The following is a 16,150-nucleotide window of genomic DNA, read 5'->3' on the forward strand; positions in this document are numbered from 1 at the left end:
CCGGGTAGGCGGATCCGATGACAACCACCGCCGCGCAGAGCGCCGACGCCGTCGTCGTCGGGGCCGGCCACAACGGTCTCGTCGCGGCCAACCTGCTGGCGGACGCCGGCTGGGACGTGGTGGTGCTGGAGGCGACGGCCGTGCCGGGCGGCGCGGTCCGCTCCGCCGAGGTCACCGCGCCCGGCTACCTGAGCGACCTCTACAGCTCGTTCTACCCCCTCGGGTACGCCTCGCCGGTGCTGGGCGGCCTCGACCTCGGTCGGCACGGGCTGTCCTGGCGGCACTCGCCCGACGTGTTGGCGCACCTGCTGCCGGACGGCCGGGCCGCCGTGATCAATCGGGACCCGGACGTCACCGCCGCGTCGCTGGAGCAGTTCGCCCCCGGGGACGGCAAACGCTGGCTCAACGCGTACACCGACTGGCTCGACGTGGCCGAGCCGATGCTGGAGGCGATCACCTCGCCGTTCCCGCCGGTCCGCGGCGGGGTGGGTCTGCTACGTCGACTGCGCGTCGCCGGCGCGCTGCGACTCGCGCGCCGGCTCGTCGTACCGGTCCGGAAACTCGGCGACGAACTCTTCGACGGTCCCGGCGGGCCGGCCCTGCTGGCCGGCTGCGCCCTGCACACCGACCTCTCCCCGGAGGAGGCCGGCTCCGGGGTGTACGGCTGGCTGCTGGCCATGCTCGGCCAGCAGGTCGGCTGGCCGGTGCCCGACGGCGGGGCGCAGCGCATCACCGACGCCCTCGTGGACCGGCTCCAGGGGCGCGGCGGCACCATCGTCTACGGTGCCCGGGCCGAGCGGGTGCTCACCGCCCGGGGCCGGGCGATGGGCGTGCGGACCGTCGGCGGCGCACTGTGGCGGGCCCGGCGGGCAGTGCTCGCCGATGTCCCGGCGCCGGCGCTCTACCTCGACCTGGTCGGCGCGGCCGCACTCCCGCCCCGGCTGGTCGAGGACCTGGCGCACTTTCGGTGGGACGGCTCCACGCTGAAGGTGGACTGGGCGCTCTCCGCGCCGGTCCCGTGGACCAACAGGCAGGTGGCCGGCGCCGGCACCGTGCACCTCGGCGCGGACCTGAACGGGCTCACCCACTACGCCAGCGAGCTGGCCCGTGGCGAGCTGCCCCGCGACCCGTTCCTACTGGTCGGGCAGATGTCGGTGGCGGACCCGAGCCACTCACCGCCGGGCACCGAGTCGCTCTGGTCGTACACCCATCTGCCGTTCCGACGCAACTGGCGGGCCGAGGAGATCGCCGGGCACGTGCAGCGGATGGAGGAGGTGCTGGAGGCGGCGGCCCCGGGTTTCCGGCAGTTGATCGTGGGCCGACACGTGGCCGGGCCGGCCGACCTGGAGAAGGGCAACCCGAGCCTGGTCGGTGGGGCGCTCGGCGGCGGGACCGCCGCCGCGTACCAGCAGCTCTTCCTGCGCCCGATCCCCGGCCTGGGCCGGGCGGACACCCCGGTGGACCGGCTCTTCCTGGCCAGCGCGTCGGCGCACCCCGGCGGCGGCGTGCACGGCGCACCAGGTGCGAACGCGGCCCGCGCGGCGCTGGCCCGTGACCGCGCGCTCACCGGCCGCGCCTACGCCGCCGCCATCGCCACGGCCCACCGGGCCATCTACCCCGACTGAAACCTCACGGCCCGGGCTCACCGCGCCCGGGCTCACCGCGCCCGGGCTTACCGCGCCCGGGCTCACCGCGCCCCACCGCGTCGATCATGGAGTTGTGGTGGGTGACAAAGCACGCGCCCGGGTGCTAACCGGGCACCACAACTCCATGATCGGCCGGGCCGGGCCGGGCCGGGCCGGGTTGGGGTTGAGGTTGGTTCAGCGGGTGATGTTGCGGTGCTTGCTGCGCAGGCGGAACGGCATGAGCGCGCTCTCCACCTTTGTCGCGGTGGTCATCTTGGAGATGCCGTCGCGCCGCTCCTCGAAGCGGATCGGGACCTCCAGGATGGTGTGCCCCAGCTTGGTGGCGAGGTAGTGCATCTCCACCTGGAAGCTGTAGCCGTTGGACTGCACCCGCTCGAGGTCGATGTCGCGCAGGGCGTCGGCCCGCCAGATCTTGAAGCCGGCGGTGAGGTCCCGGATGCGTACCCGCAGCAGTGTGTGCACGTAGAGGTTGGCCCAGCCACTGAGCGCCCGACGGTAGAGCGGCCAGTTCTCGTCCAGCTCGCCGCCGGGCACGTACCGGGAACCGATCACCACGCTGGCCTGGGTGGAGAGCAGCGCGCCAAGCATTCCCGGCAGCGCCTCCGGCGGGTGCGACAGGTCGGCGTCCATCTGCGCCACGTACTCGGCGCCGCCCTCGATCGCCCGGCTCATCCCGTCCACATACGCCCGGCCGAGGCCCTCCTTGCCGGCGCGGTGCACGACCTCGATCCGGTCGGGGTGCTCGATGGCCAGCTTGTCCGCCACCTCGCCGGTGCCGTCGGGAGAGTTGTCGTCGGCGACGAGGATGCGCAGCCCCGGCAGCGGCAGCGCGAGCAGGCGCTCGACAAGCGCCGGGAGGTTGCCCGCCTCGTTGTACGTGGGCACGACGACGGTCAGGCGTGCGTCCCGCCACGGTGACGGCAACTCCACCGGCTTGATCATGTCGGTCATCCTCGGTTTGCGGACAAGGGTCACGCAAAAGGGTATCCAGTTGCCGCATTCGGTCCGAGGGAGGCACCCCTACCGGGCGTTGCGGGCCCTCGCCGCCCACCGTGTCCGGGCGTCGAATCCCTGGTCACGGTCCGGGTCACGAGTCCCCCTTCCGCCGGACGGCGATGTCGGCGAGCCGGTCCAGCGTCTCCCGGTTTCGCAGGTGCAGCACCAGATCGTTGATCTTGTTGTGCGCCCATCGCAGCGGGCCGGCGGCGAAGTCCTCCCCGATCCGCACCCGGGTGGCGCTCTCACCCACCGGTTGCAGGGTGAACGCCACGATCGCCTCGCCCGCCGGCCAGAGCCCGGCCTTGAGCACGAGCCGGTGCGGCGGTTCGCAGACGAGCACCGTCGAGGCGTCCTGCAGGGAGAGCGGCCAGGGCCCGGCCTTGTGGTGCAGTTGGCTGCCCACCCGGGGCCAGGCGTCGTCCACGTTCCGCATGTGCGCCGTGCCGACCACCCAGTCGCTGTAGGTCCAACCGTCCGCCAGCACGTCGAACACCTGCTGCGGGGGAGCTTCGATCACTTTCTCCACAATCGCCACCTGAGTCCCATACCCGGGCACGGCACCGGCTAACGACCGACCGGGTTAGCTTCTCCGCGACGGCGGGTAAGGCCGACGCGGGGCATCGCTGGCGGCGCTGGCCCACCGCTCCGACGACGACGTTTACTCAGCGGGGCGCAGGGAACCCGCCGGCTGTGCGACAGGACCAGGAGGATCCGTATCAGCGCAGGTCAGCCCAGCTGTACGCCGCTGCTGACCGCGCCGGTTCCGGGTCTGTCGCAAGCCCTCGACGGGTGCTCTACGACGCGGTGCTGCTGGACCGTGACGGCACCCTGATCGAGGACGTGCCGTACAACGGCGACCCGGAGAAGGTGCGGCCGGTGCCGGGCGCGCGGGCGGCGTTGGACCGTCTGCGCGCGGCCGGGCTGCGGCTGGCGGTCGTCACGAACCAGTCGGGCCTGGCCCGGGGTTACTTCACCGGTGCGCAGATGCGGGCGGTGCACGCCCGAATCGAGGAGTTGCTGGGTCGGTTCGACGCCTGGCTGGTCTGCCCGCACGACGACGCCGACGGCTGTGACTGCCGCAAGCCGGCGCCCGGTCTGGTGTACGCCGCCGCCCGTGAGCTGGGCACTACCGCGTCCCGGTGCGTGCTGGTGGGCGACATCGGCCGGGACGTCGGCGCCGCGCTCGCCGCCGGGGCGGCGGGGGTGCTGGTGCCCACCCCGGTGACCCGGCCGGAGGAGGTCGCCGCCGCCGGGTGGGTGGCCACCGACCTGCCGGCGGCGGTGGCGGAGATCCTGCGCCGACAACAGGCAGTGCAGCCCTCGACCCCGCCCGGCGCCCCGGTCCGGACGGCGCTGGTGGTCCGCTCGGATTCGGCCGGTGACGTGCTGGTCACTGGCCCGGCGATCCGCGCCGTCGCGGCCGGGGCGGAGCGGGTGGTGCTGTTGTGCGGTCCGCGTGGGCGGGCCGCCGCCGATTTGTTGCCCGGCGTCGACGAGATCATCGAGCATCCGCTGCCGTGGATCGACCCGACACCGGGCCCGCTCGACGGGGCGGCGATGAGCAGCCTGACCGCGCGGCTGGGCGCTGTGGGCGCGGACCAGGCGGTGGTGTTCACCTCGTTCCACCAGTCCGCCCTGCCGCTGGCGCTGCTGTTGCGGATGGCGGGGATCGACCGGATCGCGGCGATAAGCGACGACTATCCGGGCTCGCTGCTGGACATCCGGCACCGGGTGCCGGTCGGCGTCCCCGAACCCGAACGGGCCCTCTCGCTGGCCGCCGCTGCCGGCCACCGGCTGCCCGACGGCGACGAACCCGTCCTGCGGCTCCGCCGGGATGCCGTGCCGCCGCGCCCGGCCGACCTCGGAGATCCGGGGTACGTGGTGCTGCACCCCGGCTCGGACGCGTCGAGCCGGGCCTGCCCGCCCGAGGCGGCGGCCCGGATCGTCGGGGCGCTCACCGATGCCGGGCACCGGGTGCTCGTCACCGGCGGCCCGGACGAGCGAGCCGTCACCGCCCGGGTCGCCGCGGCCGGCGGCACCGACCTGGGCGGCCGTACCGACCTGGCCGGGCTGGCGGCGATCGTCGCGGACGCCCGCGCGGTGGTGGTCGGCAACACCGGGCCCGCGCACCTGGCGGCCGCCGCCGGAGTGCCGGTGGTGAGTCTCTTCGCGCCCACCGTCCCGTTCGGTCAGTGGGGGCCCTACCGGGTGCCCACCGTCCGGCTCGGTGACGCCGCCGCGCCGTGCCGGGACACCAGGGCGGCCACCTGCCCGGTCCCCGGGCATCCGTGTCTCAGCGGAGTCGACCCGGACGAGGTGGTCGACGCGCTCCGGACACTCGCCGTCAGCGGTGGTGGCAGCCGATGAACATCCTGCTCTGGCACGTGCACGGCTCCTGGACCACGTCGTTCGTGCGCGGCAGCCACCGCTACCTGATTCCCACCACACCCGACCGTGGCCCCTACGGCCTCGGCCGGGCCCGCACCTACCAGTGGCCGGACAGCGCGGTCGAGGTCAGCCCGGAGGAGCTGCCGGACGCCGACGTCGACGTGGTCATCCTGCAACGGCCCGAGGAGATCGACCGGGCCGAGGAGTGGCTTCGCCGCCGCCCCGGCCGCGACGTCCCCGCGATCTACGTCGAGCACAACACCCCCAAGGGCGACGTGCCCAACACCCGCCACCCGATGGCCGACCGCGATGACCTGCTCATCGCCCACGTCACCGGGTTCAACCAGATCTTCTGGGACGCCGGTGCCACCCGCACCACAGTGGTCGACCACGGGATCGTCGCCCCCTCCGCGTCGTACACCGGCGAACTGGACCGACTCGCTGTGGTGATCAACGAGCCGGTACGGCGGGGTCGGGTCACCGGCACCGACCTGCTGGCCCAGTTCGCCGAGATCGCGCCACTGGACGTGTTCGGCATGGGTGTCGCCGGTCTGGCCGACCACCTCGGGCTGCCCGCCGAACGACTCACCAGCCACGACGACGTGCCCCAGGACCGGATGCACGCCGAACTGGCCCGGCGGCGGGCGTACCTGCACCTGTGCCGGTGGACCTCCCTCGGGCTCAGCCTCATCGAGGCGATGGCGATCGGCATGCCCGTCGTCGCGCTCGCCACGACCGAGGCGGTGATGGCGGTTCCCCCGGAGGCGGGGGCGCTCGCCACCCGGACCGACACCCTGCTCGACGCCGCCCGCCGGTTCATCGCCGAACCGGCCACCGCGCGGCAGGCCGGAGCGGCGGCGCGGACCGCCGCACGCGACAGGTACGGCCTCGACCGTTTCCTCGCTGACTGGGACCGGCTGCTGGAGGAGGAAGTATGCGGATCGCGATGATCTCGGAGCACGCCAGCCCGCTCGCCGTCCTCGGAGGGGAGGACGCCGGCGGCCAGAACACGCACGTCGCGGAGCTGTCCGCCGCGCTCGCCGCCGCCGGGCACGAGGTGCGGGTCTACACCCGCCGGGACGCGCCCGACCTGCCGGTGACAGTCCGCAGCCCGGACGGGTACGACGTGGTGCACGTGCCGGCCGGCCCGGCCGAGCCGGTGGCCAAGGACGCGCTGCTGCCACACATGCGGGAGTTCAGCGCCTGGCTGGTCGAGCGTTGGCGCGGCGACTGGGTGCCCGAGGTGATCCATGCGCACTTCTGGATGAGTGGTCTGGCCGGGCTGACCGCCGGCCGGCAGACCGGCGTGCCGGTGGTGCAGACGTACCACGCGTTGGGCACTGTGAAGCGCCGCTACCAGGGTGTGCAGGACACCAGCCCGGCCCGCCGGGTCTCCTACGAACGGGAGTTGGGCCGCTCGGTGGACCGGATCGTCGCGCAGTGCCGCGACGAGGTGGGCGAGCTGGTCCGGATGGGGGTGCCCCGGTCCCGGATGACGGTGGTGCCCTCCGGGGTCAACCTCGGCACCTTCGCCCCGCTCGGACCGGCCGCCGACCGGGAACCGGGACGGGCCCGGATCCTCACGGTGGGTCGACTGGTCGAGCGCAAGGGCTTCCAGACCGTGATCCGCGCGATGGCGCTGGTCCCGGACGCCGAGTGCGTGGTCGTGGGCGGCCCACCCGAGGGGCTGTTGGAGACCGACCCGTACGCCCGCCGGCTGCGGGCCCTCGCCGAGTCGTGCGGGGTGGCCGACCGGGTGCACCTTGTCGGCGCGGTGCCCCGGGAGGAGATGGGCCGCTGGTACCGGTCCGCGGACCTGCTGGTCGCGGCGCCCTGGTACGAGCCGTTCGGGTTGACCCCGCTGGAGGCGATGGCGTGTGGGGTGGCCGTCGTCGGCACGGCGGTGGGTGGCATCCGGGACACCGTCGTCGACGGGACGACAGGTGATCTCGTGCCGGCCCGGGACCCGCACGCGTTGGCCACCGCCATCACGGGGTTGCTCGACGACCGGATCAGGCGCTTCGCGTACGCGACGGCGGCCCGTGAGCGGGCCCGGTCGCGGTACTCCTGGGCGGCAACCGCCGAGCGGCTGGTCGAGGTGTACAGCGAGGTGGCGGCAGTGCGCCGGCCGACCCGGGTGGTGGCCTGATGCCGACGGGCAGCCTGCTCGACACCCACCTGACGAACCTCGCGGCGGCGCTGGTGCCGTACCGGCGGTGTGAGCGACAGTTGGCGCGCTGGGGCGCGGACCTGGCGCACCGGCTGGCCGCCGGAGGTCGCCTGCTGGTCGCCGGCAACGGCGGCAGCGCCGCCGAGGCCCAGCACCTCACCGCCGAGCTGGTCGGCAAGCTGCACGACGACCGCCAGCCGCTGTCCGCGATCGCGCTGCACGCCGAGACGAGCGCGCTCACCGCCATCGCCAACGACTACGGCTACGCCGACGTGTACGCCCGCCAGGTGCGCGCCCACGGCCGGCCGGGCGACGTCCTGCTGCTGCTGAGCACGAGCGGGACCAGCCACAACCTGGTTGTCGCCGCGCAGGCCGCCCGCGACATCGGGGTGACCACCTGGGCGTTGACCGGCACCGCCCCCAATCCGCTCGCCGACGCCTGCGACGACGTGCTTGCCGTCGCGTCCCCGGACACCCAGGTCGTGCAGGAGCTGCACCTGGTGACAAGTCATCTGCTCTGCGAGTACCTCGAACAGGAGTTGCCCGCCGCGCTGGCGGCAGTCGCCGATCCGGTGGTCGTCCACGCCGCGTCGGGGACGCCGGCTCCGGTGCGCACCGGGGTCGAGGTGGTGCTCGACGGCGGCGCCGGACAGCAGGTCGACGCGTGAGGATGGGGAGGCAAGCGTGAGGGGACCGTTGGTGGTGCTCGGGGACACCCTGCTCGACCGGGACGTGGAAGGTGTGGTCAACCGGCTCTGCCCGGATTCCCCGGTGCCGGTGCTCGACGAGACGGTGGCCACCGACCGACCCGGGGGCGCCGGGCTGGCGGCCGTGTTCGCCGCCGCGCAGGGCGCCGACGTGGTGTTGGTGACAGCGCTCGCCGACGATGCCGGCGGGGCTCGGCTGAGCGCCCTGCTCGCCGCCGCCGGCGTGCAGGTGTTCCCGCTTGCCCTCTCCGGAGCGACGCCGGAGAAGATCCGACTGCGGGCACGGGGGCGGGTGCTGCTGCGCCACGACCGGGGCGGGACCTCCGGGGAACCGGGACAGCCCTCCGACGAGGTGCTCCGGGTGATCGCCGCGGCGTCGGCGGTGCTGGTCAGCGATTACGGCCGGGGAGTGGCCCGCCAGCCCGCGCTGCGCGACGCGCTGGCCGCCACCCGCGCGCCGGTGGTGTGGGATCCACATCCGCGTGGCCCGGCGGCGGTTCCCGGCGTACACCTAGCCACCCCGAACGAGTCGGAGGTGCGCGAGTTGGTCCCGGCGCTGCCCGGCGCCTCCCGACTGGCCACCGCGTCCCGCGGCGCCCAGGGGCTGCGGCGGCGCTGGCGAGCGGGCGCGGTGGCGGTGACGCTCGGCGGTGACGGCGCGCTGCTCTGCCACGCCGGCTCGACGCCGCTCGTGGTGGCGGGGCCGGGGAGCGCCGAGGGGGACACCTGCGGGGCCGGCGACAGGTTCGCGGCGGCGGCCAGCCTCGCGCTGGCCGAGGGCGCGCTGGTCTCCGAGGCGGTGCAGGCAGCGGTGGCCGAGGCGTCCGCGTACGTCGCGAATGGGGGAGTGGCGACGGCGCTGCCACCGGCACGGGCGGGAAACACGCCGCAGGCGCGTTTCCGGACACCCGGCGGTGCGATGGCCGACCGGGTGGGGGTCCCCGCCGTCGCCGCGCTCCTGGGTGAGGTACGGGCCGCGGGGGGCACCGTGGTGGCGACCGGTGGTTGCTTCGACCTACTGCACGCCGGACACGTGGCCACCCTGGAGGCGGCCCGGCAGCTCGGCGACTGCCTGATCGTCTGCCTCAACTCGGACGTCAGCGTGGCCGGTTTGAAGGGGCCGGATCGGCCGGTGCAGTCCGAAGGCGATCGCAGCCGGCTGCTGGCCGCCCTGAGTTGCGTCGACGCGGTGCTCGTCTTCGACGAGCCGACCCCGGAGGCGGCCCTGTCCTGGGTACGCCCCGACGTCTGGGTCAAGGGCGGCGACTACGCCACCGGCGGTGGGGACGCGAGCGCCACCCTGCCGGAGGCGGAGGTCCTGCGCCGCTGGGGTGGCAACACCGTGGTGGTGCCCTACCTGGATGGTCGCTCCACCACCGACCTGATCGTCCGCACCCTCGCGGAGCGGACCCGATGACCGCCACGCAGCCCGGTGTCGGGCCCACCGTCCTGGTCACCGGCGGCTCCAGCGGACTCGGCGCCGCGGTGGTCGCCGCGGTCGCGGCGTCCGGTGGTCGACCACTCGTGCTGGACCGGCAGCCGCCCGTCGACGGGGTGTCCTGGACCGAGTGCGACCTGGCCGACACGCGGGCCGCCGAGGTGGCCACCCAGCACCTCGCCGAGCAGGCCGGTGGCCTGGACGCGGTGGTCACCGCCGCCGGCACCGACGTACCGGGCCGACTCGCCGACGTGCCGGGGAAGACCTGGGACCGGATCGTCGCCGTCGACCTGCTGGCGACGGCGGCGGTGATCCGGGCCGCGCTGCCGTTCCTGCTCACCTCCCGGGGTCGCATCGTCACTGTCGCCTCCACGCTGGGCGTCAAGGCGGTCAGTGACGCCACCGCGTACTGCGCGGCGAAATTCGGCGTGGTGGGCTTCACCCGCGCCCTCGCTGCCGAGCTGGCCGGCCAGGTGGGCGTGACCCTGCTCATCCCGGGAGGGATGCGCACCTCGTTCTTCGACGAACGCGACCCGCAGTACAAGCCGGGGCCGGACGCGATCCTCAACGATCCCGCCGACACCGCCGCCGCGATCATGTTCGCGCTCCACCAGCCGCCCGGCTGCGCGGTACGCGAGATGGTGGTCTGCGCCGAGCAGGAGACGTCGTACCCGTGATCCTCGTGCTGCGCGCCCTGGGTGTCGGCGACCTGGTGACAGCGGTGCCCGCGCTGCGGGCGCTGCGGGCCGCGTACCCCTCTCAGGAGCTGGTGCTCGCCGCACCCGCCTGGCTTGCCCCGCTCGTCGACCTGGTCGGTGGCGTCGATCGGCTGGTGGACACCGCCGGGCTGGACCGGCCGCTGCGGGTCGGGCCGCCGCCGCGCGTCGCGGTGAACCTGCACGGGCGCGGCCCGCAGTCGCACCTGTTGCTGGCGGCCACCCGGCCGGGCCGGCTGCTCGCCTTCGCCAACCCGGAGGCCGGCGTCGTCGACGGCCCGCGCTGGGCCGTCGACGAGCACGAGGTGGACCGGTGGTGCCGGCTGCTGTCCTGGTTCGACATCCCGGCCGACCGCGCCGACCTCGGCCTGCGTCGGCCCGCGTCGACGGGGCTGCCCGGTGGTGTGACGGTGCTGCACCCGGGCAGCAAGATCCCCGCCAAGCGGTGGCCGGCCGAGCGGTTTGCCGGGCTGGCCCGTGCGCTCACCGACCAGGGGCACCGGGTGCTGCTCACCGGCTCGGCCGACGAGCGGGCACTGGCGGCCCGGGTGGCCGACGCGGCGGGCCTGACCCCGGACGCCGTGCTGGCCGGCCGGACCGACCTCGGCGCGCTCGCCGCGCTGGTCGCCGACGCCCGGTTGGTGGTCAGCGGAGACACCGGCGTCGCCCACCTGGCCACCGGGTACGCGACCCCGTCGGTGGTCCTCTTCGGACCGGTGCCACCGGCGCACTGGGGGCCACCACCGGACCGGCCCCGGCACCGGGTGCTCTGGGCAGGTGAGGGGGATTGGCCCAGGTGGGACGGGGTAGGAAGCCACCCGACGATGGCGGCTCTGTGCCTCGACGAGGTACTTGCCGCAGTGGCTGAGGTGGAGAGGGTGGTGCGGGTCTCCGGTGCGGTTGCGGCGTAGCGACCCGGGTCGACCGGGGTACGGACGGCGCCGGCGTGGACGGGGCTGGCTCTTCGTCGACCCGTCCGGGGCCCCGGTGCGGGACCCGGACGTCCTGGCCCGGATGCGGGAGCTGGTCATCCCTCCGGCCTGGCAGAACGTCTGGATCGCGCCACACGCCAACGGGCACATCCAGGCGATCGGGATCGACGCGGCCGGGCGGAAGCAGTACATCTATCACCCGCGCTGGCGGGAGAAGCAGGACGAGGCGAAGTTCGACCACATGCTGGAGGTGGCCCGACGGCTACCGACGCTGCGCGAACGGGTGGGGCGCGACCTGGACGGCAGTGGACTGGGCCGGGACCGGGTGCTGGCGACGGTGGCCCGGCTGCTGGACATGGGGATGTTCCGGGTCGGCAGCGACCAGTACGCGAACGGCGACGACCCGACGTACGGGGTGTCCACCCTGCGCCCCGAGCATGCCCGGTCCCGGCGCGGCTGTGTGGTGTTCGTGTTTCCCGCCAAGGGAGGCATCGAGCAGGTACGCCGGATCGAGGACCCGGAGCTGTGCCAGGTGCTGGTGAATCTGCGCCGTCGTCGGCGGCAGGCGGAGCGGCTGTTCGGCTACTGGGACGGTCGCGAGTGGCGTGACGTGCGCAGCGACGAGGTGAACGGCTACCTGCGGGACGCCAGCGGTGGGGAGATGACCGCCAAGGACTTCCGCACCTGGCACGCCACAGTCCTCGCGGCCACCGAACTGGCCACCGCCGCTCCGGCCCGTTCGATGACCGCGCGCCGCAAGGCGGTGGTAGCTGTCATGCGGGAGGTGGCGGAGCTGCTGGGCAACACGCCGACGGTGGCCCGAGCGTCGTACGTGGATCCTCGCGTGGTCGACCTCTACCACGACGGGGTGGTGGCGTCGGTGGATCCGCAGGCCCCTCGGGAGGAGGCGGAGCAGGTCGTGCTGAAGCTCCTCGAAGGCGCCTGACCGGCCCCGTCGGCGATTCTGGGGGGAAGCGCGACGGAGCCGGAGCCTCGGGCGTCAGCTGGGTGCCACCGGGCGGCCGCCCGCCGCTCGCGCGGCGGGCGCCTCGCCACGGCCCCCGTTGGCGGCCTGCCAGGTGATGGCCGACCGCGTTGGTGTCAGTCTGCCGGCAGCGAGTTGACAGTGGATGCCGGGCGGTTGACGATCCGTGCCAGATCCGAGCCACTGTCGCGGTATTGCTGCGCGGTGGTGCCGTAGGCGGCCCGGAATGCCCGACTGAAGTGGGCCTTGTCGGAAAAACCCCACCGCGCAGCGACTGTCTGCACGGGCTGCTTGCGCAGCGCCGGGTCGGTCAGGTCACGCCGGCACCGGGCCAACCGCAGATCCCTGATGTACGACGCCACGGTGGTGTCCTCGGCCTCGAACAACCGGTGCAGGGACCGCACCGAGATGTGATGGGCGTCGGCGACGACCTGTGGGCCGAGCGCCGCGTCGCCGAGGCGGCGGTGAATGTACGACTGCACCTGGGTGAGCAGCGCCCGACGGCGGACCTCGGTGGGGATGGCGTCCTCGGCGACGAGGTGTCGGCCGAGCATTGTGGTGGCCAGATCGAGCCCCACCGCGCCGAGCCGGCTGGCGTCGGCGGCGTGGTACTGCTCCGGGTGGCTCGTCACCTGCACGAGGAACTGTGCCAGCAGCGCCCCGATGCCCTCGCTACCGGACATCCGGCCGCCATACAGGGCTGCCATCCGCTGTGGTGGCAGCGGCAGCGCGGAGTGCGGGATCATCGTGATGATCGAGGTGGCCTGGTTCCGCTCCGGCTCGGTCGCGTGGTGGCACACGTCGTGTGGCCGGGACGCGTCGTAGAAGGTGAACTCACCGGCCAGGATCTCGCTGCGTCGACCGTCCTGACTGGATGTGCCGACGCCCCCGGTGGTGAGGGCGAGGATGTACAGGTCCGGGCTCGACTGACCTACCAGCTTCCGGGACCGGGTGGCGTCCAGCGACGGATACTCGTACTGCACGAGATGGATCGGGCCGAGCGAGATGAAGTCGGCGCGGGCGGCGAAGTCGTCGCTGTGCGCGGACCGGATGCGCAGCGGCACCGAGGTGCGCGCGACGAGGTCCAGCCACATGCCGAACCGTTCCCCAGGCGGCAGGACCGTGGTGTCGACGGTGTCCTTCGGTAGCATCGCGCCCCCTCAGCCCGACCGGCGCCGGATCAGCGCCTCGACGCCGTCGAGGATCCGGTCCAGGCCGAAGGTGAACTCGTCGTCGGGATCATCGTCCTGATCGAGCACACCGGCGCTCAGCACCCGGTGCAGCGCGGGGAAACGGGCCGGTTCGATGAGCCGGGCCACCAGTCGACCGTACGCCGGCATCATCTCGCTGGGCTCGACGCCGGCCGCCCGACTGCCCTCGGCGATCTGCGAGGTGAGGGTGGCCTCGTTGCGGATGTACCCGGTGATCAGCAGGAGCACCGACATCTTCTCGCCCTCGCCGAGCGCGGTGCCGTCGAGGCAGCGCAGCCCGTCCTCCATCCAGCCGAGCAGTTGGGGGGTGATCGGTGGGCCGCTGATCGGCACGTGCAGCAGCCAGGACCGCTGCCGCAGCACCTCGTGCTCGGCCCAGGCCCACCGGGTGAGGCCGGCACGCCAGTCGTCCTGCGGCGCGGGCGGCCCGGGGGAGGGGCCGTACCCGGTGTCCACCATGAGCCTCAGCAGTTCGTCCTTCGAGCCGACGTACCGGTAGAGGGCCATCGTCGCGGCGCCCAACTCCTTGGCCACCCGGCTCATCGAGACGGCCGCCAGGCCGTCGGCGTCGGCCACGCGGACGGCGGCGTCCACTATCGCGGGCACGCTCATTCCCGGCCTGGGGCCCTTGGGTGGTCGCTCCCGTAGCCCCCACGCGCTCTCGATCGCGGGCGGGAGTACGGGCCCGCTGTCGTCTGTCTTCGCCGCCACTTTTCCTCCTTGCTTTGGCATCCTAGTTCTGCGTATGGTCTACGCATAACAGCGTACGTCATACGCAGAAGGGAAACTGATCATGACGATCACCATTACACCGGCACCGCGAGCGGGCCGACGCGAGTGGATCGGGCTCACCGTGCTGATGCTGCCGCTGCTCCTGGTCTCGATGGACGTGTCGGTGCTCTACTTCGCCGTCCCGTTCATCAGCGCGGAGCTGCGCCCCACCGCCACCGAACAGCTCTGGATCTTCGACATCTACGGCTTCGTGCTGGCCGGGCTGCTCATCACCATGGGCGCCCTCGGTGACCGGATCGGCCGACGCCGACTCCTGCTGATCGGCGCCACCGCGTTCGGGGCGGCATCCCTGCTCGCCGCGTACGCCGACAGCACCGCGACCCTCATCGCCGCGCGTGCCCTGCTCGGCGTCGGCGGGGCCACCCTGATGCCCTCGACCCTCGCCCTCGTGCGCAACATGTTCCACGACGCGAAACAGCGCGGCACCGCCATCGGCATCTGGACCGCCACCCTCACCGGCGGCATCGCGATCGGCCCCGTTCTCAGCGGCATCCTGCTGGAGCACTTCTGGTGGGGCTCGATCTTCCTGATCAACATCCCGGCGATGCTGATGCTGCTCCTGCTCGTCCCGCTCCTGGTGCCCGAGTTCCGCAACCGGGCGACCGGGCGGTTCGACCTGGTCAGCGCCGCCCTGTCCCTCGGCGCGCTGCTGCCGGTGATCTACGGCATCAAGGAGATGGCCCGCGACGGCCTCAGCCCGGTGCGGGTGCTCGCCATCGTCGGCGGTCTGCTGGTGGGCGCGCTCTTCCTGCACCGGCAGCGCACCCGGCCGTACCCCATGGTCGATCTCGCGCTGTTCCGCCGGCGCGGCTTCGCCGGCTCGCTCGCCGTCAACCTGCTGGCGATGTTCGCCATCGTCGGCTTCGCCATCTTCACCACCCAGCACCTGCAACTGGTGCTCGGCCTGAGCCCGCTGCGGGCGGCACTGTGGAGCCTCGTACCGTCCCTCGCCGTGGGCGGTGTCGCACCGGCCGCGGCCGCTCTCGCCCAGCGCGTCGAACGGGCGTACCTGATCGGTGCGGGCTTCGGGATCGCGGTGGTCGGCTTCGCGGTGCTGACCCAGGTCACGCCGGAGAGTTCGCTGTGGCTGCTGCTCGCCGGCGCGAGTGTCTACGCCGGTGGCCTGGTGATGGTGATGTCCCTCGTCACCGAGCTGGTCGTCGGCGCGGCGCCACCCGAGCAGGCCGGCGTCGCGTCGGCGCTCACCGAGTCCAGCAGCGAGCTGGGCGGTGCGCTGGGAATGGCGATCCTGGGCAGCGTGGGCGCTGCCGTCTACCGTCGCGAGATCGTCGACGGCCTGCCGGACGGGCTGCCCACCGACGCCGGCGACGCGGCCCAGGAAACCCTGGGCGGTGCGCTCGCGGTCGCCAAGGGGCTGCCGGCGGATCTGGCCGACGCGGTACGGCACGCCGCCGGTGTCGCGTTCACCGACGGGCTGCACCTGGCCGCGTACGCCGCCATGGTGGTGATGCTGCTGGGCGCTGTCACCGCGCTCGTCGCGCTGCGCGGCGTCCGACCGGCCGACCCGGCGGCGCTGGCCGCCGAGCCGACCGGTCCGGTCGACACCTCGTTGTCGTCGGTCAGTCGGTGAGCACGTGCGCGAGGCGGTCGCGGAAACGGCGCTCCGAGTCGCTCACCGACTCGCCGCCGATGCCCAGCAGCCCACCGCTGGACGCCGCGCCCACCACCTGCTCGGCGATCTTCACGAGCCAGTGCTTGTACGCGCCGGCCTCACCCTCGTCGACCCGGCCGGCCAGCAGTTCGGCCGCCTGGCCGGCCCGCAGCAGCACGTCGTCGATGTACGCCACCGGGTCGGCGGGCGCGATCACCGGCAACTCCTCGCCGGTGTCCGGGTCACCGACCCGGGTCACGATCTCGCCGGCCACGGCGACGACCAGCGGGCTGGCCGACTCCCGGCCGGCGGCGATGGTCTCCAGCCCGGCCGCGTTCTCCGCCATGGTCCGGCGCGTGCTGTCGGACTCGGCGGCGCTCGCCGCGGTCAGCACCGACTGCGGCAGGCCGACCAACAGCCCCCACTCCCCGTCGGAGAAACCGAAACCGGTGTACGCCGGTTGCTCGATCACGGCAATGCCCCTTCCGCCCTGCTCTGCTTGGTCAATCGGTGCTTCGCTTGGTCGATCCACCGGGCCCGACAGCGGTGCCCGC

At 73.4% G+C, this 16,150-nt stretch carries 15 protein-coding genes; 10 read left to right on the forward strand and 5 right to left on the reverse strand.

Translation table 11 applies throughout. The features are described from left to right. Positions 1 to 17: 17 nt before the first annotated feature. Complete coding sequence (locus ABZ406_RS07895) at positions 18 to 1,625, forward strand: NAD(P)/FAD-dependent oxidoreductase (RefSeq protein WP_357757015.1); 1,608 nt, start codon at positions 18 to 20, stop codon at positions 1,623 to 1,625. Positions 1,626 to 1,820: 195 nt separating this feature from the next. On the opposite strand, the gene ABZ406_RS07900 is transcribed toward ABZ406_RS07895, so the two are convergent. Continuing rightward, positions 1,821 to 2,588: a polyprenol monophosphomannose synthase gene (locus tag ABZ406_RS07900; protein WP_357757018.1), complete on the reverse strand. Its 768-nt coding sequence runs from the start codon at positions 2,586 to 2,588 to the stop codon at positions 1,821 to 1,823. A gap of 145 nt (positions 2,589 to 2,733) precedes the next feature. Next, the gene (locus ABZ406_RS07905; protein ID WP_357757021.1) at positions 2,734 to 3,171 is read right to left on the reverse strand and encodes an SRPBCC family protein; all 438 of its coding nucleotides are present in this window, start codon (positions 3,169 to 3,171) and stop codon (positions 2,734 to 2,736) included. A 164-nt stretch (positions 3,172 to 3,335) separates the two neighbouring features. Here ABZ406_RS07905 and ABZ406_RS07910 point away from each other — a divergent pair, with 164 nt between their 5' ends. From ABZ406_RS07910 to ABZ406_RS07945, 8 genes are read left to right on the forward strand one after another with little or no spacing between them, the layout of a single operon-like run. Continuing rightward, the gene (locus ABZ406_RS07910) at positions 3,336 to 5,012 is read left to right on the forward strand and encodes an HAD-IIIA family hydrolase (protein ID WP_357757023.1); all 1,677 of its coding nucleotides are present in this window, start codon (positions 3,336 to 3,338) and stop codon (positions 5,010 to 5,012) included. Further along, positions 5,009 to 5,983 (forward strand): glycosyltransferase, encoded by a 975-nt coding sequence (locus tag ABZ406_RS07915; protein ID WP_357757026.1) that lies wholly within the window; start codon positions 5,009 to 5,011, stop codon positions 5,981 to 5,983. Before ABZ406_RS07910 ends, ABZ406_RS07915 begins: the two co-directional genes overlap by 4 nt. Continuing rightward, the gene (locus ABZ406_RS07920) at positions 5,968 to 7,182 is read left to right on the forward strand and encodes a glycosyltransferase (protein WP_357757029.1); all 1,215 of its coding nucleotides are present in this window, start codon (positions 5,968 to 5,970) and stop codon (positions 7,180 to 7,182) included. Before ABZ406_RS07915 ends, ABZ406_RS07920 begins: the two co-directional genes overlap by 16 nt. Beyond that, positions 7,179 to 7,871 (forward strand): SIS domain-containing protein, encoded by a 693-nt coding sequence (locus ABZ406_RS07925; RefSeq protein WP_357757293.1) that lies wholly within the window; start codon positions 7,179 to 7,181, stop codon positions 7,869 to 7,871. The genes ABZ406_RS07920 and ABZ406_RS07925 overlap by 4 nt, the downstream gene beginning before the upstream one ends. A gap of 16 nt (positions 7,872 to 7,887) precedes the next feature. After that, positions 7,888 to 9,327 carry a PfkB family carbohydrate kinase gene (locus ABZ406_RS07930; protein ID WP_357757032.1) on the forward strand — a complete coding sequence of 480 codons (1,440 nt, stop codon included), beginning with the start codon at positions 7,888 to 7,890 and terminating at the stop codon, positions 9,325 to 9,327. After that, positions 9,324 to 10,025: an SDR family oxidoreductase gene (locus tag ABZ406_RS07935; protein WP_357757035.1), complete on the forward strand. Its 702-nt coding sequence runs from the start codon at positions 9,324 to 9,326 to the stop codon at positions 10,023 to 10,025. The genes ABZ406_RS07930 and ABZ406_RS07935 overlap by 4 nt, the downstream gene beginning before the upstream one ends. Beyond that, the gene (locus ABZ406_RS07940; RefSeq protein ID WP_357757038.1) at positions 10,022 to 10,975 is read left to right on the forward strand and encodes a glycosyltransferase family 9 protein; all 954 of its coding nucleotides are present in this window, start codon (positions 10,022 to 10,024) and stop codon (positions 10,973 to 10,975) included. Before ABZ406_RS07935 ends, ABZ406_RS07940 begins: the two co-directional genes overlap by 4 nt. Beyond that, on the forward strand, positions 10,959 to 11,942 hold the full coding sequence (locus ABZ406_RS07945; RefSeq protein WP_357757040.1) for a DNA topoisomerase IB: 984 nt from the start codon (positions 10,959 to 10,961) through the stop codon (positions 11,940 to 11,942). The genes ABZ406_RS07940 and ABZ406_RS07945 overlap by 17 nt, the downstream gene beginning before the upstream one ends. Before the next feature lie 155 nt (positions 11,943 to 12,097). On the opposite strand, the gene ABZ406_RS07950 is transcribed toward ABZ406_RS07945, so the two are convergent. Then, positions 12,098 to 13,132, reverse strand: coding sequence for a helix-turn-helix domain-containing protein (locus tag ABZ406_RS07950; RefSeq protein WP_357757042.1), 1,035 nt, complete (start codon positions 13,130 to 13,132; stop codon positions 12,098 to 12,100). Positions 13,133 to 13,141: 9 nt separating this feature from the next. Beyond that, complete coding sequence (locus ABZ406_RS07955; protein WP_357757045.1) at positions 13,142 to 13,903, reverse strand: TetR/AcrR family transcriptional regulator; 762 nt, start codon at positions 13,901 to 13,903, stop codon at positions 13,142 to 13,144. Between the two features lie 82 nt (positions 13,904 to 13,985). Between ABZ406_RS07955 and ABZ406_RS07960 the strand changes: the two genes are divergently transcribed. Next, on the forward strand, positions 13,986 to 15,575 hold the full coding sequence (locus ABZ406_RS07960; protein WP_357757048.1) for an MFS transporter: 1,590 nt from the start codon (positions 13,986 to 13,988) through the stop codon (positions 15,573 to 15,575). Here ABZ406_RS07960 and ABZ406_RS07965 read toward each other — a convergent pair. Beyond that, on the reverse strand, positions 15,565 to 16,068 hold the full coding sequence (locus ABZ406_RS07965) for a hypothetical protein (protein WP_357757050.1): 504 nt from the start codon (positions 16,066 to 16,068) through the stop codon (positions 15,565 to 15,567). The genes ABZ406_RS07960 and ABZ406_RS07965 overlap by 11 nt on opposite strands. Positions 16,069 to 16,150: the final 82 nt, after the last annotated feature.

The sequence above is a fragment of the Micromonospora sp. NPDC005710 genome (assembly GCF_040630995.1).
In the GTDB taxonomy this organism is placed as follows: Bacteria; Actinomycetota; Actinomycetes; order Mycobacteriales; family Micromonosporaceae; genus Micromonospora.

Bases quoted from the DNA above. Each gene is read 5' to 3' on its own strand.
- ABZ406_RS07895 (WP_357757015.1), top strand. From the start codon at position 18: ATGACAACCACCGCCGCGCAGAGCGCCGACGCCGTCGTCGTCGGGGCC.
- ABZ406_RS07900 (WP_357757018.1), bottom strand. From the start codon at position 2,588: ATGATCAAGCCGGTGGAGTTGCCGTCACCGTGGCGGGACGCACGCCTG.
- ABZ406_RS07915 (WP_357757026.1), top strand. From the start codon at position 5,009: ATGAACATCCTGCTCTGGCACGTGCACGGCTCCTGGACCACGTCGTTC.
- ABZ406_RS07920 (WP_357757029.1), top strand. From the start codon at position 5,968: ATGCGGATCGCGATGATCTCGGAGCACGCCAGCCCGCTCGCCGTCCTC.
- ABZ406_RS07935 (WP_357757035.1), top strand. From the start codon at position 9,324: ATGACCGCCACGCAGCCCGGTGTCGGGCCCACCGTCCTGGTCACCGGC.
- ABZ406_RS07950 (WP_357757042.1), bottom strand. From the start codon at position 13,132: ATGCTACCGAAGGACACCGTCGACACCACGGTCCTGCCGCCTGGGGAA.
- ABZ406_RS07960 (WP_357757048.1), top strand. From the start codon at position 13,986: ATGACGATCACCATTACACCGGCACCGCGAGCGGGCCGACGCGAGTGG.